Origin of the sequence: Shewanella sp. 1CM18E (genome assembly GCF_023161665.1) — a bacterium.
Lineage (GTDB): Bacteria > Pseudomonadota > Gammaproteobacteria > Enterobacterales > Shewanellaceae > Shewanella.
Genome location: NZ_JALNTW010000001.1, coordinates 146138 through 171417, shown reverse-complemented (window position 1 = coordinate 171417; position 25280 = coordinate 146138). Strand labels below are relative to the sequence as shown.

Below are 25280 nucleotides of genomic sequence, written 5' to 3'. Positions count from 1 at the left end.
TTGCCAACAATCGTCGGCTTTTGCGAGCCGTAAAAATCAAGGTACTTTTTTCTAAATAGGAAACACTGTTTTGTACAGCGACTACTGATGATTTGTGACAAACATTTCCCTATAATAGCGCCCAGATCTGACCCTGCAATTATAAATATAAGGTGAAAAGACGTGATGGAGATCATCCGCGGAGCCCCTGCACTTTCGGCGTTTAGAGTACAGAAGCTGATGCAAGCTTGTGAATCGGCAGCACTGCCAGTGCGCCAAATCTATGCCGAGTTTATCCATTTAGCCGATTTAAACGAATCGTTAAATGACACTGAAAATCAACAGCTTGAAAAAATTCTAACCTACGGCCCCGCTATTGAAGCGCACACGCCAGAAGGTCATCTCCACTTCGTTACACCCCGTCCCGGCACCATTTCTCCTTGGTCATCAAAAGCAACAGACATCGCCCACAACTGTGGACTTAATAAGGTAAAGCGTCTTGAGCGTGGTATTGCCTATTATGTTGTTAGTGATGAACTAAGTGCTGAGCAAACAAAAACCTTAACTGCATTACTACACGACCGTATGGTTGAAGTGATTTTGCCAAGCTTTGATGATGCAAGCGTATTGTTTGCGCGCACAGAGCCGGCAAAGTTCACTAGCGTTGATGTATTAAGTCAAGGACGTGCAGCGCTAGAGCAAGCCAATACAAAGCTTGGTTTGGCATTAGCTGATGATGAAATTGATTATCTCGTTGAGAACTTTACGCGCTTAGGCCGTAACCCGAACGATATTGAATTGATGATGTTTGCTCAGGCAAACTCTGAGCATTGTCGTCATAAAATCTTTAATGCAGATTGGACAATCGATGGTGAAGTTCAGCCAAAATCATTGTTCAAGATGATCAAAAATACTTTCGAGAAGACACCAGACAACGTGCTATCTGCCTATAAAGATAACGCTGCGGTAATGACAGGCTCAACAGCCGGTCGCTTCTTCCCGAAACAAGATGGCGTATATGGTTACCACACTGAGCCAATGCACATCTTAATGAAAGTTGAAACTCACAACCACCCAACTGCTATCAGCCCGTACCCAGGTGCAGCGACAGGTAGCGGTGGTGAAATTCGTGACGAAGGCGCAACAGGTCGTGGCTCTAAGCCAAAAGCGGGCCTTACAGGTTTTAGCGTATCAAACCTTAAGATCCCAGGCTTTGTGCAGCCATGGGAAGCGGATTACGGCAAGCCAGACCGCATTGTTACCGCGCTTGATATTATGACCGAAGGCCCATTAGGCGGCGCGGCATTTAATAACGAGTTTGGTCGTCCGGCGTTGGTGGGGTACTTCCGTACTTACGAGCAAGAAGTTAACAGCCACAACGGTGTTGAAGTGCGCGGTTATCATAAGCCAATCATGCTTGCGGGTGGCTTAGGTAATATTCGCGAAGAGCATGTACAAAAAGGCGAGATCACCGTTGGCGCTAAGCTAGTGGTACTTGGCGGCCCAGCGATGAATATCGGTTTGGGCGGCGGCGCGGCGTCATCAATGACATCGGGTCAGTCGAGTGAAGATTTGGACTTTGCTTCTGTACAGCGTGAAAACCCAGAAATGGAGCGTCGTTGCCAAGAGGTTATCGACCGCTGCTGGCAGATGGGTGATGCTAACCCAATCCAGTTTATCCACGATGTGGGCGCGGGCGGTTTATCAAATGCCTTCCCTGAGCTGGTTAATGATGGCGAGCGTGGCGGTAAGTTTGAGCTACGTAAAGTACCGTCTGATGAGCCAGGCATGAGCCCGCTAGAGATTTGGTGTAACGAATCACAAGAGCGTTATGTGATGTCAATTGCACCAGAGAATATCGAGCTATTTACCCAAATTTGTCAGCGTGAGCGTGCTCCGTTTGCGGTTGTAGGTGTTGCTACGGAAGAGAAAGAGTTAGTCCTAAGTGACGAACACTTTGAAAACCACCCAATCGATTTGCCACTTGAAGTGCTACTAGGCAAAGCGCCTAAGATGAGTCGCGACGTGGTGAGTGCTAAAGCTAACTCTGCAGCACTTGACCAATCAGGTATTGAAGTCAAAGAAGCGGCGCACCGTTTACTGCGTTTGCCAACGATTGCTGAAAAGACCTTCCTTATTACCATTGGTGACAGAACGGTAACAGGTCTGGTTAACCGTGACCAAATGGTTGGCCCGTGGCAGGTTCCAGTTGCTGATTGTGCGGTTACTGCATCAAGCTATGACTCATACGCGGGTGAATCTATGTCTATGGGTGAGCGCACGCCGCTTGCACTACTGGACTTTGGCGCATCGGCGCGTATGGCGGTTGCTGAATCCATTATGAACATTGCGGGTACTGATATCGGCTCGTTCAAGCACATTAAACTCTCTGCTAACTGGATGTCGCCAGCAGGTCACCCAGGTGAAGACGCTGGTCTTTATGAGGCAGTTAAAGCCATTGGTGAAGAGCTATGTCCTGACTTGTCACTGACAATTCCAGTGGGCAAAGACTCTATGTCGATGAAGACAGCTTGGGAAGAAAACGGCGTTCAAAAGACAGTAACTTCACCAATGTCATTGGTGATCACCGCATTTGGTGTGGTGCAAGATGTACGCAATACAGTCACGCCAGAGCTACGCAGCGACAAAGGTGACACTGACTTGTTATTGCTTGATCTTGGTCTTGGTCAAAACCGCTTAGGTGGTTCTTGCTTAGCTCAGGTCTACAGTGAGCTAGGTGACATCGCCCCAGATCTTGATAACTCGGCAACGCTGAAAGGCTTCTTTGAAACCATTCAGCCAATGATTGCCGATAAGTCGATTATTGCCTATCACGATAGAAGTGACGGTGGTCTTTATACCACACTAGTTGAAATGGCATTTGCTGGCCACACAGGTCTAAATGTTGATTTGAGTGCACTAGCAGGTACTGACGTTGAACGTCTGTTTAACGAAGAGCTAGGCGCAGTCATTCAGGTTCGTCGTCAAGACGCTGCTATTATCACTGAAAAGTTTGCCGCAGCTGGTGTACCTTGCCACAAAGTTGCTGAGCTGACGGAAACTGACAGCATTGCCATCTTTGATGGTGCACGTGAAGTCTTAACTGAAACTCGTACATCACTACGTACTATTTGGGCTGAAACCACGTACCGCATGCAAGCGCTACGTGATAACCCTGAGTGCGCTAAAGAAGAGTTTGAGCTTAAGCAAGACGCTAACGATTTAGGTCTAACCGTTGATTTAAGTTTTGATCCGAGTGAAGACGTTGCCGCGCCATTTATCTTAAAAGGCGTTGCACCTAAGATGGCTATCTTGCGTGAGCAGGGCGTTAACTCGCATATTGAAATGGCTGCGGCATTTGACCGCGCGGGTTTCGAAGCGATGGACGTACACATGAGTGACATCCTAAGCGGCCGTATTAGTCTTGAGCAGTTCCAAGGCCTCGTGGCCTGTGGTGGTTTCTCTTATGGTGACGTACTAGGCGCGGGTGAAGGCTGGGCTAAGTCGATTCTGTTTAATGAGCGTGCTCGTGAGCAGTTTAGCCAGTTCTTCGAACGTAACGATAGTTTCTCGCTTGGTGTGTGTAATGGTTGTCAGATGTTGTCTAACCTTAAAGACATTATTCCTGGCACTGAGTTATGGCCACACTTTGTGCGTAACCGCTCTGAGCGCTTTGAAGCGCGCTTTAGCTTGGTTGAAGTACAAAAGAGTCCATCGCTATTCTTCCAAGGCATGGAAGGCTCACGTATGCCGATTGCCGTATCACACGGTGAAGGTCGTGCTGAGTTTGCATCGCCTGAAGCGTTAACCGCTGCAGAAGCGTCTGGTACCATTGCACTGCGTTATGTTGACGGTAATGGTCAAATTGCTACTCAGTATCCGCAAAACCCGAATGGTTCGCCAAATGCGATTACTGCATTGAGTTCAACTGACGGTCGAGTGACAATCATGATGCCGCATCCTGAGCGTGTATTTAGAACGGTTGCTAACTCATGGCATCCAGAATCTTGGGGTGAAGATAGCCCTTGGATGAGAATGTTCCGCAATGTGAGAAAGTCAGTCGGCTAATGTACTGTTTGCTGATGTAAACAGTCACTTGCTAATAAAAAGCCCCTAAATATAGGGGCTTTTTTTTGCCTGAAATAATTACATGGTGCTTGTTTAGCCAAAGAAGTACCACTAAACAATAGATTACAGAGCATTTCTTGCTAAATAGATTGCTAATAAAAGCTTTTTGGCGAGCTATCACTAAGATTTTGGATAAGCTGAAGTTATCCGTAATCTTCATTATTCAGAATTTATAAAACATTTTTCGGCTTGGGTAATGAGCAGGTATAAAAAAGCCCCCCTTATTACTAAGGAGGGCCGCTTTGCGCTAACAAAACTTCAAGAATAATCTTGCATTAAACAGTCTTACTTACAGCTCTCTAGCTTTATAAAGTTCAACGAAAACACGCTGATAGCTAACAACTAGACGCTCGAATAATTTTGTCATAACAGTTTCTCCACATAGATAGATGATTTAAGCGGAGTTAGTCTTTACCGGGCTACTTCACCGGGTTGGCTAGACCGTCTCCTTAACTTGGTGCCCATTTTAGGCGAGGTCTAATTTTTGATCAAACGAGAAAAACTTCATTTAACTATTAGTTTTTATTATCCGAAAATTGACGCTTAATATTGGTTGTTTTTGTTGGTTTTGGTTATATGTATGTATTTAAAGGGTTTTGGAGAAAATTAATTTAGGTGGGGTTTTATTTAGGGATACGATAACTGTTGCTGGAATTGTTAATAATTGGTGTTTTGTCTGTTTAGCGTTAAATAAAATGTTTATTGGGTGAAAATAATTGTTTTGCTTATTTTTCAAGCGCTCCTAGCATGAGTATTTTGTGTTGTCAACGGGCTCTAGGGTGGAACTGTGTGCTTCACCTCAAAACCCGTTGAAACCGAATGCTTTGATTGATTTGAATCAATTTTGAATGTTATAAAAACACTGCGGATAACCTTATTTCGTCTTGCAAGTGACTGATATTAACTAATTTGTTTAATCTTTATTTGCGTATTCGAGAAGGGAGTCACAACAGCCATTGAAAATGTGATCGCAAGCGTGGGTTTGCTAGTGTTTTTGGCTTTGAAATACAAAATTTATGAATTAAACAACGAATCGCGGTTGAAGTTGGGTTTTTGTTATAAAAACTGACTGTTTTACTGCATTAATATTCCTATATAGGCAATCACTCTCGTTGATGGGGATCTAACGAAAGTGATTTGACGCACCACCTAAGGAGTCACAAATGATTTTAGAAGAGGTTGTTGACCTGTCGCGTTTCCAGTTTGCGATGACGGCCATGTATCACTTCCTATTTGTTCCCTTGACCTTGGGGTTAGCTTTCTTGCTAGCCATTATGGAATCACTTTATGTGATGACCAATAAGCAAATCTATAAAGATATGACCAAGTTCTGGGGTAAGTTATTCGGTATCAACTTTGCACTTGGCGTTGCAACCGGTCTGGCGATGGAGTTCCAATTCGGAACTAACTGGTCATACTACTCGCATTACGTTGGTGACATCTTTGGTGCACCACTTGCTATTGAAGGCCTAATGGCATTCTTCCTAGAATCTACTCTTGTGGGTATGTTCTTCTTTGGTTGGGATCGTTTCAGCAAACGTCAGCATTTAGCGGTAACTTGGTTAGTAGCCCTAGGTTCTAACATGTCTGCGCTTTGGATTCTGGTGGCGAACGGTTGGATGCAAAACCCTGTCGGTAGCACATTCAATTACGAAACCATGCGTATGGAAATGACGAGCTGGGGTGAAGTGTTATTTAACCCAGTAGCACAGGTGAAGTTTGTTCACACTGTGGCGTCAGGTTATGTTGCTGGTGCGATGTTCGTTCTTGCAATCAGTGCTTACTACATTCTTAAGAAGCGTGACTTACCGTTTGCCCGTCGTTCATTTGCGATTGCTGCAAGTTTCGGTATGGCGTCTATCTTGTCTGTAATCGTTCTAGGTGACGAATCAGGCTACAAGGTAGGTGAAGTACAACGCGTTAAGCTAGCGGCTATTGAAGCGGAATGGCACACTGAGCCAGCACCAGCTGCATTTACTGCAGTAGGTTTCCCAAATCAAGAAACTCAAGAAACAGATTTTGCGGTTAAGATTCCTTATGCAATGGGTATCATTGCGACTCGTTCACTTGATGAGCAAGTTACCGGTATCAAAGATCTGATTGCAGAGCATGAAGTGCGTATTCGCAACGGTATGGTCGCTTATGGTTTACTTGAGCAGCTACGTAACGGTGAAGAAACGCCTGAAATCCGCGCAGCATTTGAAGAAGCTAAAGTTGACCTAGGTTATGGTCTGCTATTGAAGCGTTACACTGATAAAGTCGTTGACGCGACAGATGAGCAAATCAAAGCTGCAGCTGATGACTCTATTCCAAACGTAGCACCTATGTTCTGGTCTTTCCGTGTGATGGTTGGCCTTGGTGTGATTATGTTGTTCGTTTTTGCAGCGGCATTCTGGCAAAGCACACGTCACCAAATCGACGAGAAACCTTGGGTGCTTAAAGCGGCACTTTATAGCTTACCACTACCGTGGATTGCCATTGAGTGTGGTTGGTTTGTGGCTGAATATGGCCGTCAACCATGGACGATCTCTGAAGTATTACCAACGTTTATGTCTGCCTCTAGCTTGTCTGTTGGCGACCTGATGTTCAGTATTATTTCTATCACGCTGTTCTATACCATCTTGTTAGTGATTGAGCTTTATCTAATGATTAAGTTCGCGCGTATTGGTCCAAGCTGTTTAAAGACGGGTCGCTATCACTTTGAAAAGCTTGATGCCTAAACTGGAGATCTGATTATGTTTGATTATGAAATGTTAAGATTCATCTGGTGGGCACTGATTGGTGTGCTTTTCATCGGATTCGCTGTCACAGATGGCTTTGATATGGGTGTGGGTGCCTTATTACCGATTATCGGTAAAGACGACACTGATCGCCGTATTATGATTAACTCAATTGCCCCGCATTGGGATGGTAACCAAGTTTGGTTAATCACCGCAGGTGGTGCATTATTCGCAGCTTGGCCTATGGTCTATGGTGTGTCTTTCTCTGGTTTCTACGTGGCAATGATGCTGACGTTGTTTGCATTGTTTATGCGTCCAGTAGGTTTTGACTACCGTTCTAAGATTGAAGATCCAAGATGGCGTAAGTCTTGGGACTGGGCACTGTTTGCAGGTGGTTTTGTTCCACCGCTAATTATCGGTGTTGCGTTCGGTAACTTGCTACAAGGTGTTCCGTTTAACTTTGACGAATACCTACGTGCTACTTACCACGGCGGTTTCTTCGGTCTACTTAATGGCTTTGGTATTCTAGCCGGCCTAGTGAGCGTGAGCATGTTTATGCTTCAAGGTTCTACTTGGTTACAAATGAAGACAGAAGGCGAGCTACGTGTTCGTGCTGCTAAGATGTCACAGTTGCTATCTGTAGCCCTGTTCGTATTCTTCGGTGCGGCTGGTGTATGGTTAGTTAACGGTATTGACGGTTACGTGGTGACTTCAGTTATCGACACATACGGTGTTTCTGACCCAACGCTGAAAACCGTTTCTGTTGAAGCTGGTGCTTGGTTAGTGAACTACGATAAGTACCCACTGACTATGGCATTCCCTGTAATTGGTTTACTTATGCCTATCCTAGTATTGCTATGTAGCCGCATGAACCGTTCTGGTTTTGCGTTCTTCTTTAGCTCATTAGGTATTGCTGCAGTGATCTTAACGTGTGGTGCAGCTATGTTCCCATTCGTTATGCCATCTTCACTAGAGCCAAACGTAAGTTTGACTATGTGGGATTCGACTGCAAGTGAAATGTCATTGACTGTAATGACTTGGGCTGCAATCATCTTTGTACCGATTGTACTTAGCTATACCGTTTGGACTTACTTGAAGATGTTTGGTCGCTTAACTCGTGACTTCATCGAAAAGAACAAGACCTCACTTTACTAATAAGGAGCCTAGATTATGTGGTATTTTGCTTGGATTTTAGGTGTATTGTTAGCCTGTTCGTTTGGTATTATCAACGCGCTTTGGCTTGAAAATACTGAGAACATGGACCGTGATGCTGAGAGCGAAGATTAATCTTCTGCAATCGTTAAATGGTTAAGCAAAGCCCCGCAATCGCGGGGCTTTTTGTTTTTAGTTTTACTTCATAGATATTATTACCAACTGGTAATAGTGAATTGCCAAAATAACTAGTTATCATTTTATTGTTATTTTCTATAATTCAGCCTTTTGCCAATGGTGTAGGATTCGTCTCTAGCCGTATCTCAAGTTAATCATTGAATTCTCAGCAGCTGCTTAGCTCATCTGTTTATCATTTTTGGAAGTCTTCATGTGGAATAAAATTCGTGGCTCTTTGCCTTTGCAGTTGATATTAGCTGCGTTCGCTGCTTGGTTGTTAGCAACTGGGATCACCGAGTTTAGTGCTCCGAGTGAAGTAAATAACATTAGTCAGCAGAGCTGGTATCAATTCTTGATGCTAGGTAAAACGGTTTATATCGGTTTGCTGAAAATGGTTGTCGGCACGATGGTGATGCTCTCTTTGGTTGAGGGCATAAGCAACATTGGCGCTATTACCAAATTAAAAACACTCGGTAGACGCACATTGGGCTTTTATGTGTTCACTACAACGATTGCGGTAAGCCTTGGTTTAGGTGCGTCTTTGTTAATGCCTGCATGGGAGCCTCTGACTCAAGCCGTTCCTTTGGCAGCTGGCACCAACTTGATTGAAGCAGAAGCCGCAAGTGGCGGCGCGATAGCGACCAAAATGCTACAGATGGCACTGGTAAACCCTGTGGCCGCAATAGCCAATGGTAACTTGCTCGCAGTGGTGGTGTTCTCATTCATGATAGGTATTTCACTGCTTATAGCATTGCCACAAGAACATGTGTTATTTGAAGTTATTCGCGGCATGAATAAAGGCATTAACACCTTAGTTGGCGGCATTATTCGACTTTCTCCACTGGCTATTTTCGCGATTATTCTTGAGTTTTCGATTGGCGGCAGTGAAGCCTTGTTTAGTCAGTTGGCGATGTTTGCACTATTAGTGTTTGGTTTAACCATGCTGCATGGTTTGGTGGTTTTACCTAGCCTGGCAAAGTTACTTACCGGCATAAAAATCCGCACCTTGTTTAAAGGGATTAGTGCGCCGCTCGCCATGGCATTTGCGACATCATCCAGTGCTGCAACGCTGCCGCTATCGATGAAAAGCGCAGAAGAGTTAGGTGTTACACCTGCAACCAGTAGTGTGGTGTTGCCACTTGGTTCAGTGATGAATATGGACGGTACAGCGCTGTTTGAAGGTGTGGCAGCTATTTTTTTAGCGCAGTTATTTGGTGTAGATTTAACTACAACAGGGCTAATCATGATTTTTTTGATGGCAATGGTATCGTCTATTGGCGCGCCGGGGATGCCATCTGGCTCAATGTCCGGGATGCAGTTGGTGTTACTTGCTGCCGGCATTCCATTAGAAGCCATTGCGATCTTATTGATTATCGAAAGACCGCTCGATACCTTCCGTACAGCGGTCAATGTTGAGGGCGATATAATTGCTGCCTTGGTGATCGATAAGTGGCAGCGTAGTTAATTAGAAGAGAAGCGCTAGGCACCAGTGGAACTAACCGTTACTTCATTGGTAACGGTTAGGTTAATTAACTCTTTGCTGTTATAGCTCAGCGCGATAGATAAATAGCGCAGTATCCATCACCATTTCCGATACCGGCGTGGTATTAAATTGCTCTGTTTGTTGGTCAACAATTTGATAGATTTTATCACCTATTTTGTCGAGTTCTTTGACGCTATAGCAATTTTTAGAGGTGCGTAGATCGCAGCCTTTCACCATTAAGTCGGTAGTAAAATAGGTCGCATATAGTGCAATTTCATTAGTGCTTTCATTTTTAGTGTGCAGCACTTTTATTTCGGCAACGCCATCAATGGTTTCATCGGTCATTAAGCGGTTTACTGCGCGTTGATATTCTTGTTTATAGGTTGCTGAGTCTTTACTAACAAACAGGTAAGAGTCAAAGCCAAGTTCTTCAAGTTGTAGGCCAAGATCGGTGGCAAACGTGTTACCAACCTCAAATAGAAAGCGGTTAGCCGCAAGGCTATTCTCATAAGTGGTATTGAGTCCTTCACCTGCAATAATCAGCAATTTCTTGCCTTCAACCGTGTTATTTTGCGGATTGGCACAACCAGCCATAAATAGCATAAACGATGCTATTAATAGTTTTCTAAACATACTTTCTCTTTATGAACTTAATTTAAGCAAAGGAATAGGGCGGACGGTAATGACAAACCGGCTCAAAATCAACAATAAAAAAGCAACAGCGAACTGTTGCTTTGCTCTTTCATTCAGCGTTTTGTTTTAGCCTGAAGCTTTGCATATGCTGTTATTTAAGATTATGCCTTAAACACACTGATCTTAGTGTTTATTTCGTTTGCGATAGTTGCTAAGCTCTCAGCAGAATCGACGCTTTCGCCTGCGCGCTGCTCGCCATCTCTGGCAAGTTCCGTTATCTGATGCAGATTACGGGTGATCTCTTCAGCCACAGCGCTCTGTTGCTCTGTGGCGCTAGCAATGCTACTTGCAGTAGTGGCGAGCTCGGCAATGCTGTTATTAATCTCCATTAACTGTGAAATAGCCTCATTGCCTTGGGCTGCAGAGGCGTCGCCAAGCTCATTGCTGTGATTCATCTGTCCGGCGGTAAGTTTAACTTGAGATTGCAACTGGGTAATGGTGTCAGATATTTCCGCAATAGAGGTTTGAGTGCGCTGTGCAAGGGTGCGTACCTCATCAGCTACTACTGCAAAGCCGCGACCTTGTTCACCTGCTCTTGCGGCTTCAATAGCAGCATTGAGCGCTAACAGATTGGTTTGCTCGGCAATGCTATTAATCACTTCAGTAACTTGACTAATCGCTTGGCTATTTTGATTGACCACTTCTACGCTGCTGTGGCTTTCAGACAACTGAGTGCTTAAATCTTGTAGGCCGCTAACTAGGTTACTTAAGTTGGCTTGGCCGCCTTTAGCCGCATTATCTACGCGCAGGCTCATGCTTGCACCTTCATTGGCGTGGTTAGCTACATCGCGCACTGAGGCTGACATCTCTTCAATCGCTGTGGCAATTTGATCTGTTTGTGCCATTAACGATTGTGCTTCTTTACCGTTTAAACGTGCTGTTTCTTGTGTTTGATTGGAGTGAGCCTGCAGAGCGGTAACCGACTGCTGTAGTGCTAATATAAGATCGCGCAGGTTGGTAGCCATTTTTGATGTGCTGTTAGTAATCAGGTCTACTTCATTTTTGCTGTTTGTGCTTGAGGCTGCAAAATACTGAGAAAGATCACCAGCACCTAACTTTTCTAATTGTGTTTGTAGTGTGCCAAGTGGCTTTAATGCTCTAACTAACACTTGAGAAAGCAATATGGTAATTACAATCATACCAATTACTGACACTGCCATGTTGATTTTCAGTAACGAGATACTTTCTTCATTTAGTTCTTTAGCATCAACTTGGCCAATTAGAGACCAGTTCCAACCTGGGATCTCAATAGTGTAAGCGTAGGCCTTTACGCCCTGATTATTGGTGTATTCCCAAGAGCCTTGATGAGTCAAAGCTTGCTCAATTGTTAGTCCATTGAGGTTGTCGGTACTGAGTTTACTGCCAACAGGGTGTTGACGATGTGCAACAATTGACGAGTCCAATTGGCGCACTAATAAATAAGAACCTGATTCTTCTAACTGTAGCTTGTTGATCGACTCTCTAAGTTGCACCAAGGAGCCACTAATATCAAAACCTGTATATAAAATACCGATGACTTCAGCGTTACTGTTTTTGATTGGACGGTAAATTGTCATGTAATCTTTGCCGAAAAGCTGGGCATAGCCTTCAAAATCTTTGCCTTGAAGCATGGCACTATAAGCTGGATGGTCTTTATCAAGATAAGAGCCTAATGCGCGTTTACCATCGGCATTTTTTAATGATGTTGAGATGCGGATGAACTCATTGCCATCACGCACAAATACGGTTGCGTTACCGCCAGTAAGCTTTGAGTATCTGTCTACTTTACTTTTAGAGGCGTTGATTTGCTCACGTTCATGCCTTAGTGCTGGAGTTGTTTTCCCCATGACTTTGACTGTTTTATCTGGCTTGTAGAAATTACCAGGATACATAGCGCGAAATACATCAGCGTTGCGCTCTGCAAGTGAGACTAAGCTTTCGTACTGTAACTCAATTAAATCTGCAGTAGCGGTAGTTTGCGCCTGCATAGCGCTAATGCCTTTATCACGCAGTACATCAGATGCTGTTAAATAAGATACACAACCTAGGAAGCCAAAAATGAGTACGGTAAGGAGGAGGGCAAGCATGCCGATTTGCTTTGCAATCGGCCAATTTTTATAGTTCATATCGAGTTCAATTCTTTTTTGCGGTAAGTTAAATCTAATTGATTTACAGAACAAAATAATTGATGTAGGTCTATAAGTGTTCGCTTTCTAAAGAAATCTTTACAGCTGAATATTGCTTGGTTTTTAAACTGTGATAGATAGCCATAATTTGAGTCGAGATAAGGTAGAATAGTGATAATGGTCTAAAACAAAAAGGAGAAAGCATATGTTGGGCGAAAACCACTTATTGACCCATGAGTTTCCGGAGTATTTGTCTGCCATTATCGAGCTTAAATCCACTAATAATACATTTTGCTTACTAGCAAAGCGCTATCATAAACTCGATCATCAAATTCGTGGCCTCGAACAGAATCAAGTTCCAAGTAGCGATGCTTACTTTAATCAACTTAAAGCTGAGCGAGTTAATCTTAAAGATCAGATCTACAGGTTATTGGTTGCCCACTCGAAACTGAGTAACTAATTTACATTAGCAATAATCAGGCAGAAATAGGTCGTTGGTGAGCTTTAGTGTGAGTCACAATTACTGAGCCTGTGGCACAACTTTTGTTAAAGCTGAGTTAGCCTTTGTTCTAGGTGCCATGATCAAGTGATACATAGTCGGCACCCAAACTAACGATAATAAGGTAGTTAACAACGTGCCGCCTGCAATAGCAATGGCAAAAGGTGGCCAAAAGCCGCCGCCAGCAATAATTAACGGCAAGAAACCACCGATAGTGGTAATAGTTGTTGAGCCAATATGCCGACCACAGCTTGTTACTAAATCAACAATTAACTTGGTATTTCCCGCTCGTGCATCAGCTTGCTCTTCAAGTTCGGCAATAATTACGATAGCAGCATTAATTGCTAAACCCATCAGGCCGAGTAAACCAATAATTACCGTAAAGCCAAAGGGATAACCGAATGTATAAACCGCGAGTAAACCTAAACCTGCTGATTGCATGGCGCTGAATAAAATTATGCCGGTGAGTCTAAAAGAGTTAAAAGACAAGACTACGGTAGCGAGTAAAAGTGTCACGACTAACACTAGATTTGACATTAAGTTACCGACCGCTTCATTGCGCTTGGCACTTTCCCCACCGAGCTCGATACGGTAACCACTTGGCAGCGCAATGTTCTGTAGTGCTCTACTGGCATTATCCACCACGGTTTGCGGCAATACTCCTGAGGTTAAATAGGCTTCAACTGTATTCACTCGCTGACCATCTCGCCGTGGGATCGCGCCGCGACTGACTTCAATATTACTGCTTGATATTGCTGATAGAGGAATACCGTTACCACTTTCAGAGACTAAGGTAATAGACGACAACTTAGTTTGCTGCTCACGCATACTGTCTGATAAGCGCACTCTTACCGGCAATGACTCGGTTTGCTCCAAAATGCTACCACCATTAATACCAGTGGTTGCCATTTCAACTTGTTTAGCAATATCAGTTAACGATAGGCCGCTCATTAAGCTGGCATCTTCATTGATCTGTAGCCACACTTTTGGCGCGCCGGCGCTCAATGTGGCACGGGTGTGGATAACATCTGCAGTGTCTGACAACACTTTGCGCACTTGCTCACCTAGCGTTTGCAATTGATCAAGATTCGGCCCAAAAATTCTCACTTCAACTGGTGCATTAAAAGGTGGGCCTTGCTCAAGCTTACGCACAATAATTTGTGCTTGTGGGTAGGCTTTATCTAATGACTTTTGTAACGCCGGAATTAAGCGATTAGCTGTAGCAAAGTCTTGGGTTTTGACCATGGCCTGCGCGTAATTACTTGCACCTTGTTGGCGTTGTAATAAGTTGTAATAGAAAGAGGGCGCATTACCGCCCACAACCCAATCAATGCGCTGTACGCCTTGAGTTTGTCTTAGGTCGAGATCAATTTTTTCTATTTGGCTGCGAGTTTGGCTAATGCTTGCTTGCGGCGCTAAATACACCTCTATTTGAAACATGTCCCTATCTGATGGCGGGAAGAATTGCTCAGTCATTTTACCAGCGGCAATAAAGCCCATAACAGGCAGCACACCAATTACAATCGCGGCAAGTAAAGGCCGTGATAGGGCTAAGGTTAACGTTTGGCGAAACGCTTGGCTCATAAAAGGAAGGTTTATGCCGTGGTGATACCAATGCGTGCCTTTGCCATCTACACCAAAGCGACCAGCAAGACCGGCAATAATAGTGTGAGAGATAATAAATGAGCCTAGCAGAGCAAAAATTACTGAGATGGCAATGCCGCCAACAAACTCACCTGCGGCACCGGGCATCAGCACAATTGGCGCAAATGCCAGCATGGTGGTAATTGTAGAACCTGCGAGTGGCAACCATAAGTGCTGTAAAGTCTGTTTAACCGCATTGAGTCTATCCATGCCTTTTTGGCGGCGCTGAGAGATCGCATCAACAATCACAATGGCGTTATCGACCATAATACCGAGGGCAACCACAAGGCCTGTTACCGACATTTGATGAATCGGTAGGCCAATAAACTTCATGCAAGCTAAGGTGAAGAGGGCGGTAAGAGGCAAAGATAATGACACGATTACGGCGTTTCTCAGTCCCAAAGTGAGCATCAACACCACAAGGATAATGATAAAACCGAGTAGCAGACTGCCAATTAAATCGCTGAGTCTTTCTGTGGTGTAACCTTCTTGGTCGAATAGCCACTCTATTTCAATATTGGCAGGAATACTGCTTTGTAAGTCGTTAACTACCGCTCTGACTTGTTCAAGCCATAAATCGACACGGGTATTACTTAGCATTCTAGCTGCGACCATGACACCTTGTTGGTGCTCAATTAACGCAATACTGCTGGCTGGCTCTTTGGGCTGGCGGCTAACACTCGAAATATCTGCTAAGCGAATAATTTGACCATCAGCAGTAATTTTTAAAGGCACTTGGGCTACACGGCTAATGGAGTCTAGTTCACCGGAAATCTCAACGAGAGCTTTAAAATGTTGGTTATTGATTTCGCCTGCAGACACTTTAGTGTCGGCATCTTGCAGAATTTGTGCAATAACTGCTGGTGATAAACCGAGTTGATTAACTTTGTGACCATCTAGCTGAACTAAGATCTCTTCATTAGGTTGGCCGTAAAGATTAACAAAATCAGTGCCACCTAGTAGGCGCAATCGACTTTGTAACTCTTTGGCATAACGATTGAGCATATCGGTACGTACTTCACCGCCACCCCGCCAAGCTATGCCTAAAATGGCGGTATTGGCGTAACCGAGTTGATCATCTAAGGTAGAGTTTTGCGTTGAGGTGGGTAACAAGCCCTTGGCATCGGCAATCAGATCTCGGGCTCTAGACCACACTGGTGCGGTTTCTAATACATCATCTTTTAGCTCTAGCTGGATCACTGAGATCCCCGGCCTTGAAGTCGATTGCACTAGTTTTAACTCTTCTAGTTGTCTTAGTTCACTTTCGAGCTCTTCTGTGACTAAGGCTTCAACTCGTTTAGCTGAGGCGCCGGGATAGTGAGTAATTACAGATGCGAAACGGTTGGTTATTTCAGGATCTTCCATTCGTGGCAAGCTAGAAATTGCCCCCAAGCCTGCAACAATCAATAACGCAATGACCAAGCTGATTAAGCGGCCATTTTCAACCAATGACTTAACCATGCTTTACCTCGTCGCCAACTGTGCTTGCTGGGTAACGAGCTGACCCGCAACGAGTTTATGTAGGCCTTGAGATACGTATTGCTCATTAGGACTTATTGCACCATTGATATAGGCCTTATCTTGCGCGGTATAAATAATTTCAACATCGCGCCGCTCAATGCTAAATAGATTGCCATCAGCTTGGCTTAAGATGTAGATATTCCACAAGCCTCGCACACCATCGGTAAGTGCACTAAGTGGCACCCAATAGCCTTGGTTTGCAATCGTTTGCTGATAGTTTAAATAGCTAAGCTCACCATTTATAACTTGAGCTGAGGTAGGTAAGGTCACGCGCAGATCAACTGTGCGAGTGACGGGATGAAGCTCTGCACCAATACCTGCAATTTCACCTAGAAATTGTTGATCTCTAACGGTGATATCGACGCTTTGCCCTGTGTTTAATGTGGTAGCGATAGTAACGGGTACGCCAATATAAGCCTGAATATTATTATGCTCAATGATAGTGTAAACCGGGCTGCCAAGATTGACGACCTCACCGAGGTTATGAGTACGTTTACTTATGACGCCATCAAAAGGGGCGAGTAAACTCGATTTGTCGATTTTTAATTGGTTAGCGAGTAAAGAGGCATTAAGACGAGTTTTGGCGGCCAATAAGCTGTTGAGTTGACCTTTTTGTTCATCTAATTGTTGCTCTGAGACATAGCCTTGCTGCTGTAAACCTAAGCTTCTATCTAATGTGGCTTTAGCTAAATCTAAGTCGGCTTTGTTCTGCGACAAACTTGCATTTAATTCATTTTGTTCTGCGAGTAGTAAGCGGGTGTCGAGCTTGGCAAGTAGTTGTCCTTGTTTAACATTATCACCACTGTCTACAGCAAGCTCTTTTATTTTTCCAGATAGTTCAAAGCCGATTGCGGTGGTATTACCTGAGCGAATAGTGCCTGAGAATGTTTGGCTAAATTGATATTCATCAGTCAATTCTAGTGAGTCAGCACTTACGGACTGGTAGCTAGGCTGAGGTTTATTCTCTACTACCGGGTCTTGGCAAGCTGATAGAAAAGAAACCGCAACCAAACCCATTAACCACTTTTGATGAGTTAGAAATCTTATCGTTATCATTGCATACAACCCATTTTGTTGCGCACTAAGGTACACAAGGTAGAATAAATGTTAAACTGGACTGCCTAGTCTAGTGTTTAAGAACTAGACTGTCTAGTCTATTTGGCTAATAAATGGACTGGGTAGTCTAGTCTATGCTTAAATAGAAAACTGAATGTGATTAAGGCTAATGGTTGGAGTTTTGCTGGATATGAATGCACCTGTATTGAATCGAAGTGAACAAAAAAGAGCGCAGATCTTACAGGCTGCAAAAGAGCTTTTTTGTGAGCATGGATTCCCTAATACCAGTATGGATGAGGTGGCAAAACTGGCTGGTGTGTCTAAGCAAACGGTTTATTCGCACTTTGGTTGTAAAGATGATTTGTTTGTCGCATCGATAGAATCTAAATGTTTAGTGCATGGGGTTAATCAAGATCTTTTGTCTGATCCAGCAAGTCCTGAAGTCAGTTTAGGGCTATTTGCTAAACATTTCGGTGAGGTGATAATTAGCCCAGAAGCGGTAACTGTTTTTAAGGCATGTGTATCTCAGTCTGATACTCATCCTGAGATCTCAGAGCTATTTTACAATGCAGGACCAAAGCATATTCTAGGTTTACTGGCAGATTATTTAGCTAAGGTAACACTGCTAGGCGTTTATCAGTTTAAGCATCCACATCACTGCGCGGTAAGGCTGTGTTTAATGGTTTTTGGCGAGGTGAGAATGCGCTTAGATTTAGGCCTCAATGTTGATGATTTACAGCCTGAACGCGACGCCTATGTACAAGATACAGTAGAGATGTTTTTAAAGGCTTACAAAGTCAGTTAATACGATTTAGTTAACTAAAAAGCACACTCGAGTCGAATATAGTTAGCTCAAACAACGAGTTCAAACAAATAGCCAAACAGTAATCCCATCACATTGAAAAAGCAGCTAATCGCTGCTTTTTTCGTATTATTAAGATATAACCATCTACTAAATAAAGTGTTCTACAATAATCAGATACAAAATGATCCTTTGGTCTTGAACGCGCGTAGGGTAGAGTCATACCAAATCTACAATTAACATTTACTTGAATAATTATTAGCTAATGGAGTTAGCAATATGAAAAAGTCCCTAGCAATAAGTACGCTAGCCTTATCTACGTTAGTTTCGTCGCCAGCTGTATTAGCAGAGCAGCAAACTCAATCCTCTTCATATCGACCAAGCCCATTTAGTTTAAGCGCCAGCAGAATGACTACTGGTACTGCAGATGTTGGTAATAATGAGTTGCAGCGTGATCAATGGATGTTTGACTTTAAAGCGAGCATGCCATTAGGTAACAAGTGGTTTATTGGCGCCGGTGTTGGTTACGACAACTTGGATTACGACTGGCGTTCACCGAATTTACAAGGTAACACTCAAGCGTGGGACAAAATTGAGCGTTATCGAGCGAGTTTGTCACTGTCATATCGTCCCAATAAAAACTGGATGTTTATGTTAGCGCCTAAGTTGCAATATGCTTACGCTGATAGTGCATCAACCAGCAATGCCGAAAGTTATGGTACCGTGTTATCGGGTATGTACCGCTTTGATTCCGGTAATGTATTAGGCTTAGGTGTGGCATACCTAAACGATATTGACGAAGTTAGGACAGTGCCTTTTGTTGCGGTGAGCTGGCAAATTACTGAAAACTTAAAATTAGGTAACCCGTTTTCGGCAGGCTTTAGTGGCCCGGCGGGTCTAGAGCTGAGTTATCAATTAGATCCTGATTGGAATATTGGCCTCGGTACATCAAAACGAACAAATCGGTTTTTAATCGCTGATGACAAAGAAACTGCCGAAATTGATGAGTGGGTTAGCTTTATTCGTTTAGGCTGGGATATTTCTAAAGCGGTTAGCGTTAATGCTTATGCAGGCTACTTCTTTAATGGTGAGTTGGAGCTAAATCCACAAGATACCACTGAAGATATCGACAACCAGGGCGCAGCAGCCCTGGATGTCACATTTAAATTTTAGATAGACTCTAAAGGTTAAATTACTGGCCCAACATAGCGTCTTTTAAGCTATCTTGGGCTGGTTCATTGCCTAACCAAATCTTTAATACTGCTTGGCGGAAATCTTCACCAGCAATAGTCGCCTGAGCTTGACCATTTTTATAAGCGGTAACACCCGTTACTTTATCCGCTAACAGTGTAAATTGATCACCTTCAACGATTTCTGCACTAAATAGCCCCATAAATTGCTCGATTTTTACAGCAATTGGCGCGGTATTACCATCAGTTGCATCGTCGAAGCCTTCATTAATGGCGTCTTTCATTTTATCGGCAGTGATCATGCCTGAGGTGATATTCAAGCGTACTGCAACACTTGGCGCATCAAGCGCTGCTTGAGCAGTATTAAGATTTACGGGTACATATAGGCTACCAACATATAAATCGATAAAGAACTTGCTACGCACGCCAGCGCCATTTAAGACCAGTGTTTGGCCCTCAACAGTAATAGAGTCATTAAGTTGTACGCCTGAGACTTCTTTAGCTTGTAGAGAAGATGACAGCAATACGCTAGTTGCAAGTAGTAGGGTAGAAAGGGATTTCATCATTATCTTTTATTCATCTTTTATTAAAAATGCGGCGACATTTAGCCGCGAGAACCTAATTGGAACTGCCCGCTTTGGTGAAATAGTGCGGTTTGTTTTTGTTTGGCTGAAATCAATAAAGGACCGTCGTCAAAGAACAGGAAGCACTTCCAGTTGCGGACAAATACGTCCCAACGTGTTTCAACCACTTGGTATTTTTCATAGCAAAAATACACAGGGGTATCGTCAGCCCAGTCAAAATGCTCGCCAAAACCTTCAGGTAGCTTTGGATCTTCGCTATCCCATGCACTTTGCCAATGTTCAGTTAACACCCAAGCACTGTCTTTGGCTGCCCAGTCACCTTTAGTGAATTGTTCGGTACGGCTACTTTTATTACTTATCCATTTATTCCAAACTTCCATCGATGATTTTTGATCAAGCGGTAAGATCAGCGCTTTGTCTTCATCAGTCACAGGAAGGTCTTTATGATTAAAGATCCACTTACGTTTGTATTGTTCAAATGGAATATAGGTATGTGCCAAGCGACGATCTCCGAAATCAAATCATAGAAAATTAATGGTGGCGATTATAAGGCTTTGTATGGGATTTAGATACCGCCGCTAACATAATGTTAGCGGCTTGAGGCGTTAAGCTATCTTGGCTAATTGATTAATTGCAATTTGATTGGTTGGGTCAAGTGCAAGAACTTGGTTGAAGACATCTCTAGCCGTTTGTATTTGTTCGACTTCATATAGAAATGCTCCCAACTTCAACCATATTAAGATGTCATTAGGGTATTTATCTAGGTAGTCCATATAGGTGTTCAGCGCGAGTTGAGCTTGTCCTTGGAGCTTGAGTAAATGTGCATATTGCGGCAGGTACTCATCGCTTAAACTTACCAATTGCTGTAATGCAAGGGCTGCAAGTTCTAGATGTCCGAGTTTTAGCGACAGGACACTTACCTGCTTAAACTCTACTTCAGTAAATAGCTCAGAACCTAACTCTAACAATGTCGTGAGTGCCTGTTGAGGTTCGCCCTGTAGCTCTAAACAATAGGAATAAGCTAAGTGATATAAGCGTTTTGCTAGCTCACTTTCTCTAGCGCGAGGCTTTAGTGTGCTAGCCATAAGCATGAGTCCTTGAAGGTTTTTCTTGATGACTAACGTCATTATCTTATTAAAGGCTTCTTCAAGCGAGTAACCTGCTGCCAGCTTTGACTGGTAACGCTGATGATCGGTTAGCCGTAGTTGAAACTCATTAATTAAAGGCTCTAGTGCTAATACCTCTTTACTTGATAGCTCACGAGTTAAATTGTGTGCCCATACGAGCGAACGCCCAGGTTGATTATCTTGTAGCCATTGCTCGATGAGTGGCTCAATGTCGTCAGGTTGGTTTACTTCGTTTAGGCGAGAGAGACAGCGCTGTTGTGCTCGCTTGAAAATGACTTCAAGCTTCTTAGACACGCTAATAAACGCCTCATAGTAGTTAGCTGTCATTTTCTCTATGTGTACTTGTGACCACTGACTGCTTTCAGTTGTAGAGAGGAAACGGCTAAATTCCAAGTAACCATAGAATTTAATGACTTTAGCGAGTTTACCGTGGTGCTTATTGATCTTGTGTTCAATTTTATCTAATTGCTCTGCTTGGCTCTGCTTTTGATTGAGCTTTAGCGCTGTGGTTGCCAATGTTAATATCGCCTGTAGCGATGATACGGCTTCACTCATCTGCTTTAGACAATATTGGTAGTGCTTTTTTAAATCAATGGTTTGCTTATCAACAAATGAAAATAGCGCTTGGTGACTACAGTTTGCAGCTTTAATAACGATTTTATCTAATGCTAGATGAGCTATATTGGGAATGATCGCGGCATTAGGTGAAAGGTTAATGACTTTACACTGAGGTAGAGTTGACACCTGATAGGCTAAAGCAGTTTTGGCTTCAGTTAGTTGGAAAATAGTCTCGGCTTTATCACCACAATAGGTCTCAACCCAATCTCCGATGTGCCCCATATTGGGACCGAGATTAGCCTCTAATGTGCCCGTGGTGTGGGTATGTCCTGTTTTCGAGTAGCAAAAATCTGCACCAGTGAGTAGTACTTGAGTAAAACCTAGCTCCGCTGCAATTGTTATAGCAGCATTAGTTACAGTTGGGCCAACAGATTTAATATTATCTTTATCATTAGTCTCATCCCATAGGAGACGGTTGCCAGTGAATAGGTGACGTCCACGCCATTGAGAAAGAATTCTGGAACAGATGTGATAGGAGTGAACGAGCAAAGAGCTATCATACAATGCCATCATTTCGCTATTGACCTCTAAGCTCAGCTCTTGAGGATCGACAGAGACAATAATTTGCGGTGCGATTCCCTCTTTGGTTAATTTGGCCGCGACGCGCGAAACCGCAATAATGAAGAGCTTGTCTTTATTATCCTTAATCCATGGTATGTGCTCATCTAATGAGGGGCCGCCCGCAGTCACAATACAGGTTTTGCCCTGATACCGCCCTTTTAGGATCGATGCCGGAATATGGTTTTCTGTTAAATTAAGCAGTTGTTGTTCTACGAAGATCTCTTGGTTAAAAGAGGTTTTATGTTCACATGTTGCTTGATTAACTGTAGTCATGACATCACTGCTCAGCTGGGCGTATTCGGCTAAGTGCTGAGCTCTTACACCGAGAGACTGGTGAACGACGAGCTTATCTTTAATGATGTAAACGGGATTACAACGGCTATTGAGGATCTCCGTAAGCTCATTAATTGTGCAAATAGAGACCTGCTGTTTTAATTCCTCGGGGATCTCGACATTGAGTAGCTCCAATACACTATCTAGTTCAACAAATATAAATTGGCTGTCGGCAGGTAGAACGGACTCAAGAACATAGTTGGCAAGTAATCCCGAGTCGATACCGATAACAACATGCAGCGTATTCTTTTTAGCAAACTCGACTTTAAATAGTTTGTCGAAGTGAGTTTTAGAATCAATAGTTTCAAAGATTTGGCGATTGACACTAGGTAAGTAGTATTCGTTAAACTGACTTATCGCAAAAGTATTAAAGGTATTTGAGTTTGTGCTTTGCATTTTGTCCTCAGTGTTTTGATCGCGGCTGCTTAGGAACCTGTTATTGCACGAGCATTACAGCTAGAAAATAGGTATTCTTTTAAGAAGCAATTTTAGTACCACCTTTATTAAATAAATAGGAGTTAGCTCCTATGAGAATGCTTATTTAGTGGTATAAAGACGTTTTCAGATCAATCGATGCTGTAGTATGTATGTTTTTGGTAGTTTACAGTCGATTTTCTCGATTAGGATCCAGGTGAGTGTTTTTATTTTATGGCACACTTTTTGCCATAAATTGTATTAAAGATAACCCAGTGATATTTTTTTGACAGCTTATATTCCTGAAGGGCGATGGTGAAGAATAATGTTTAATAATAAATCAATTTTGATAACGGGTGGAACAGGTTCATTTGGAAGAATGTACACAAAAACCATCCTTGAACGTTATAAACCAAAGCGTCTTATTATATTTTCACGTGATGAGCTTAAACAGTACGAGATGCAACAAGAATTTAATCAGTCTTGCATGCGCTACTTTATTGGTGATGTACGTGATGGCGATAGACTAAAGCAAGCGTTTCGTGATGTGGATTTTGTTATTCATGCGGCAGCACTAAAGCAGGTTCCCGCAGCAGAATACAACCCGATGGAGTGCATTAAGACCAATATTCATGGCGCAGAAAATGTGATTAAAGCCGCCATTGAAAATGGGGTAGAGAAGGTCATCGCACTATCAACAGATAAAGCTGCTAATCCAATTAATTTGTATGGTGCGACAAAGCTAGCATCAGACAAACTGTTTGTCGCTGCAAATAATATAGTCGGTGAAGGTAAGACGCGATTTTCGGCTGTGCGTTACGGTAATGTAGTTGGTTCTCGTGGCTCAGTTGTGCCGCTATTTAAGTCGATAGTGCTGAAGGGCGAGGCGTGCTTACCTATTACTCATGAAGAGATGACTCGTTTTTGGATCTCTTTACAGGATGGGGTCGATTTTGTTCTAAAAAACTTCTCACGTATGCAGGGCGGTGAGATATTTGTGCCTAAAATTCCATCAGTACGTATTACCGATCTAGCTAAAGCTTACGCGCCACATCTTGAGCATAAGATCATCGGCATTCGCCCCGGTGAAAAGATGCATGAAATCATGTGTCCAGCTGATGACTCCCATCATACAATCGAGTTTGATGATCACTTTGTGATAACACCGAGTATTACCTTTTTTGGCCGAAACAATGAGTACTCAACCAATATGCTAGGCGAGCAAGGCAAGTTAGTTGAGTTAGGATATGAATACCATTCAGGTAACAACCCGCACTTTTTGACACCGAGTGAAATTTTGGCCTTGGATGAGAGCTTGGGTTTATGATCCAATATGGAAAACAATGCATTAATCAAGAAGATATTGATGCTGTTGTGAGTGTGCTTAAGTCTGACTTTCTGACCCAAGGCCCACAAGTACCTTTATTCGAGTCACGATTAAGCCAGTTTACTCAAGTTAAGTACGCTGTAGCCGTTAATAGTGCAACCTCGGCGCTTCATATTGCTTGTTTAGCCCTTGGGGTCGGTAAAGGAGATAGAGTTTGGACCAGTCCTATTACATTTGTCGCTTCCGCTAATAGTGCGTTGTACTGCGGGGCTGACGTGGACTTTGTCGACGTCGAATTACTCACTGGTAATATGGACATGAGTCAGTTACGGCTGAAACTAGCAGATGCTAAGCGCAAAGGTTTGTTACCTAAGGTGGTGATCCCAGTTCATTTAGCTGGGCATTGCTGTGATATGAAATCCTTAGCGCAGCTGGCGACAGAGTACGACTTTAAGGTGATTGAAGATGCTTCTCATTGTATCGGCGCCCGCTATAGGCAGTCCCCTATCGGTAGCTGTCAATACAGTGATATTACGGTATTTAGCTTTCATCCGGTGAAGATCATCACTACAGCCGAGGGCGGCGCGGCAACAACTAATGATGCGACCTTAGCTAAGTCTATGCAGTTATTGCGTAGTCATGGTGTAACACGTGATGAACTGCATGCAGACCATAGTGATGAGGCTTGGTATTACGAGCAGCAGGCATTAGGCTTTAATTATCGAATGACTGAGCTGCAGGCTGCGCTAGGTGTTAGTCAGTTTAAGAAATTAACAGACTTAGTCAGGCGCAGAAATATCCTTGCAGATTATTATGCTGAGCAACTAACAGCACTAAATATTGAGTTTGTGGCGCCTGGTGAGGATAGTTATAGCGCTTGGCATTTGATGATTATATTGTTGCCTGAGCAGATCGATAGAAAGTCTGTTTTTGAACAGTTACGCGAGGCGAATATTGGCGTTAATGTGCATTATATTCCCGTACATACTCAGCCTTATTATGGCAAGCTTGGGTTTAAGGTTGGAGACTTCCCAGTAGCAGAAGCATTTTATCAGCGTATTATCACCTTACCATTGCACCCACAATTAGAGTTTGCTCAACTCGATTATATTTGTGAACAGTTAAAGTTCTTAACTTCCCGCTAAATTTATTCTATAAAATTGAAAT

General features: G+C 43.3%; 17 protein-coding genes. 10 read left to right on the top strand and 7 right to left on the bottom strand.

Translation table 11 applies throughout. The features are described 5' to 3' along the window. Window positions 1-165 precede the first annotated feature (165 nt). The 5 genes from purL (at window position 166) to MSG37_RS00735 (ending at window position 9621) form a co-directional block, all read left to right on the top strand. Window positions 166-4047 carry a phosphoribosylformylglycinamidine synthase gene (gene purL, locus MSG37_RS00755; protein ID WP_248469123.1) on the top strand — a complete coding sequence of 1294 codons (3882 nt, stop codon included), beginning with the start codon at window positions 166-168 and terminating at the stop codon, window positions 4045-4047. A gap of 1223 nt (window positions 4048-5270) precedes the next feature. Continuing rightward, on the top strand, window positions 5271-6827 hold the full coding sequence (locus tag MSG37_RS00750) for a cytochrome ubiquinol oxidase subunit I (protein WP_248468671.1): 1557 nt from the start codon (window positions 5271-5273) through the stop codon (window positions 6825-6827). A gap of 15 nt (window positions 6828-6842) precedes the next feature. Beyond that, on the top strand, window positions 6843-7982 hold the full coding sequence (gene cydB, locus MSG37_RS00745; protein WP_248468670.1) for a cytochrome d ubiquinol oxidase subunit II: 1140 nt from the start codon (window positions 6843-6845) through the stop codon (window positions 7980-7982). Between the two features lie 15 nt (window positions 7983-7997). After that, entirely contained in the window at window positions 7998-8114 is a 117-nt protein-coding gene (cydX, locus tag MSG37_RS00740) for a cytochrome bd-I oxidase subunit CydX (RefSeq protein ID WP_220781134.1), read from the top strand. 253 nt (window positions 8115-8367) lie between these two features. Further along, complete coding sequence (locus tag MSG37_RS00735; protein ID WP_248468669.1) at window positions 8368-9621, top strand: dicarboxylate/amino acid:cation symporter; 1254 nt, start codon at window positions 8368-8370, stop codon at window positions 9619-9621. A 78-nt stretch (window positions 9622-9699) separates the two neighbouring features. On the opposite strand, the gene MSG37_RS00730 is transcribed toward MSG37_RS00735, so the two are convergent. Both MSG37_RS00730 and MSG37_RS00725 read right to left on the bottom strand, forming a co-directional pair. Next, complete coding sequence (locus tag MSG37_RS00730) at window positions 9700-10272, bottom strand: hypothetical protein (protein ID WP_248468668.1); 573 nt, start codon at window positions 10270-10272, stop codon at window positions 9700-9702. A 161-nt stretch (window positions 10273-10433) separates the two neighbouring features. Further along, the gene (locus MSG37_RS00725; RefSeq protein ID WP_248468667.1) at window positions 10434-12437 is read right to left on the bottom strand and encodes a methyl-accepting chemotaxis protein; all 2004 of its coding nucleotides are present in this window, start codon (window positions 12435-12437) and stop codon (window positions 10434-10436) included. Window positions 12438-12642: 205 nt separating this feature from the next. Here MSG37_RS00725 and MSG37_RS00720 point away from each other — a divergent pair, with 205 nt between their 5' ends. Further along, on the top strand, window positions 12643-12897 hold the full coding sequence (locus MSG37_RS00720) for a DUF465 domain-containing protein (RefSeq protein ID WP_248468666.1): 255 nt from the start codon (window positions 12643-12645) through the stop codon (window positions 12895-12897). A gap of 60 nt (window positions 12898-12957) precedes the next feature. On the opposite strand, the gene MSG37_RS00715 is transcribed toward MSG37_RS00720, so the two are convergent. Beyond that, the gene (locus MSG37_RS00715) at window positions 12958-16041 is read right to left on the bottom strand and encodes an efflux RND transporter permease subunit (RefSeq protein WP_248468665.1); all 3084 of its coding nucleotides are present in this window, start codon (window positions 16039-16041) and stop codon (window positions 12958-12960) included. A gap of 3 nt (window positions 16042-16044) precedes the next feature. After that, on the bottom strand, window positions 16045-17157 hold the full coding sequence (locus MSG37_RS00710) for an efflux RND transporter periplasmic adaptor subunit (protein ID WP_248468664.1): 1113 nt from the start codon (window positions 17155-17157) through the stop codon (window positions 16045-16047). Between the two features lie 190 nt (window positions 17158-17347). Here MSG37_RS00710 and MSG37_RS00705 point away from each other — a divergent pair, with 190 nt between their 5' ends. Then, window positions 17348-17962 (top strand): TetR/AcrR family transcriptional regulator, encoded by a 615-nt coding sequence (locus MSG37_RS00705; protein WP_248468663.1) that lies wholly within the window; start codon window positions 17348-17350, stop codon window positions 17960-17962. A 276-nt stretch (window positions 17963-18238) separates the two neighbouring features. Continuing rightward, window positions 18239-19132: a DUF6268 family outer membrane beta-barrel protein gene (locus MSG37_RS00700; RefSeq protein ID WP_248468662.1), complete on the top strand. Its 894-nt coding sequence runs from the start codon at window positions 18239-18241 to the stop codon at window positions 19130-19132. Between the two features lie 19 nt (window positions 19133-19151). Here the strand turns inward: MSG37_RS00700 and MSG37_RS00695 are convergent, their stop codons facing one another. The 3 genes from MSG37_RS00695 to MSG37_RS00685 form a co-directional block, all read right to left on the bottom strand. Next, window positions 19152-19712: a chalcone isomerase family protein gene (locus MSG37_RS00695; RefSeq protein ID WP_248469122.1), complete on the bottom strand. Its 561-nt coding sequence runs from the start codon at window positions 19710-19712 to the stop codon at window positions 19152-19154. Between the two features lie 41 nt (window positions 19713-19753). Then, window positions 19754-20233: a DUF2947 domain-containing protein gene (locus MSG37_RS00690; RefSeq protein WP_248468661.1), complete on the bottom strand. Its 480-nt coding sequence runs from the start codon at window positions 20231-20233 to the stop codon at window positions 19754-19756. Window positions 20234-20338: 105 nt separating this feature from the next. After that, window positions 20339-22768, bottom strand: a complete 2430-nt coding sequence (locus MSG37_RS00685; RefSeq protein ID WP_248468660.1) for a 6-hydroxymethylpterin diphosphokinase MptE-like protein — start codon at window positions 22766-22768, stop codon at window positions 20339-20341. Window positions 22769-23111: 343 nt separating this feature from the next. On the opposite strand from MSG37_RS00685, the gene pseB reads away from it, so the two are divergent. Together pseB and pseC are read left to right on the top strand one after the other, a co-directional pair. Then, window positions 23112-24113 carry a UDP-N-acetylglucosamine 4,6-dehydratase (inverting) gene (gene pseB, locus MSG37_RS00680; protein WP_248468659.1) on the top strand — a complete coding sequence of 334 codons (1002 nt, stop codon included), beginning with the start codon at window positions 23112-23114 and terminating at the stop codon, window positions 24111-24113. Beyond that, window positions 24110-25258 carry a UDP-4-amino-4,6-dideoxy-N-acetyl-beta-L-altrosamine transaminase gene (gene pseC / locus MSG37_RS00675; protein WP_248468658.1) on the top strand — a complete coding sequence of 383 codons (1149 nt, stop codon included), beginning with the start codon at window positions 24110-24112 and terminating at the stop codon, window positions 25256-25258. Before pseB ends, pseC begins: the two co-directional genes overlap by 4 nt. Window positions 25259-25280 lie beyond the last annotated feature (22 nt).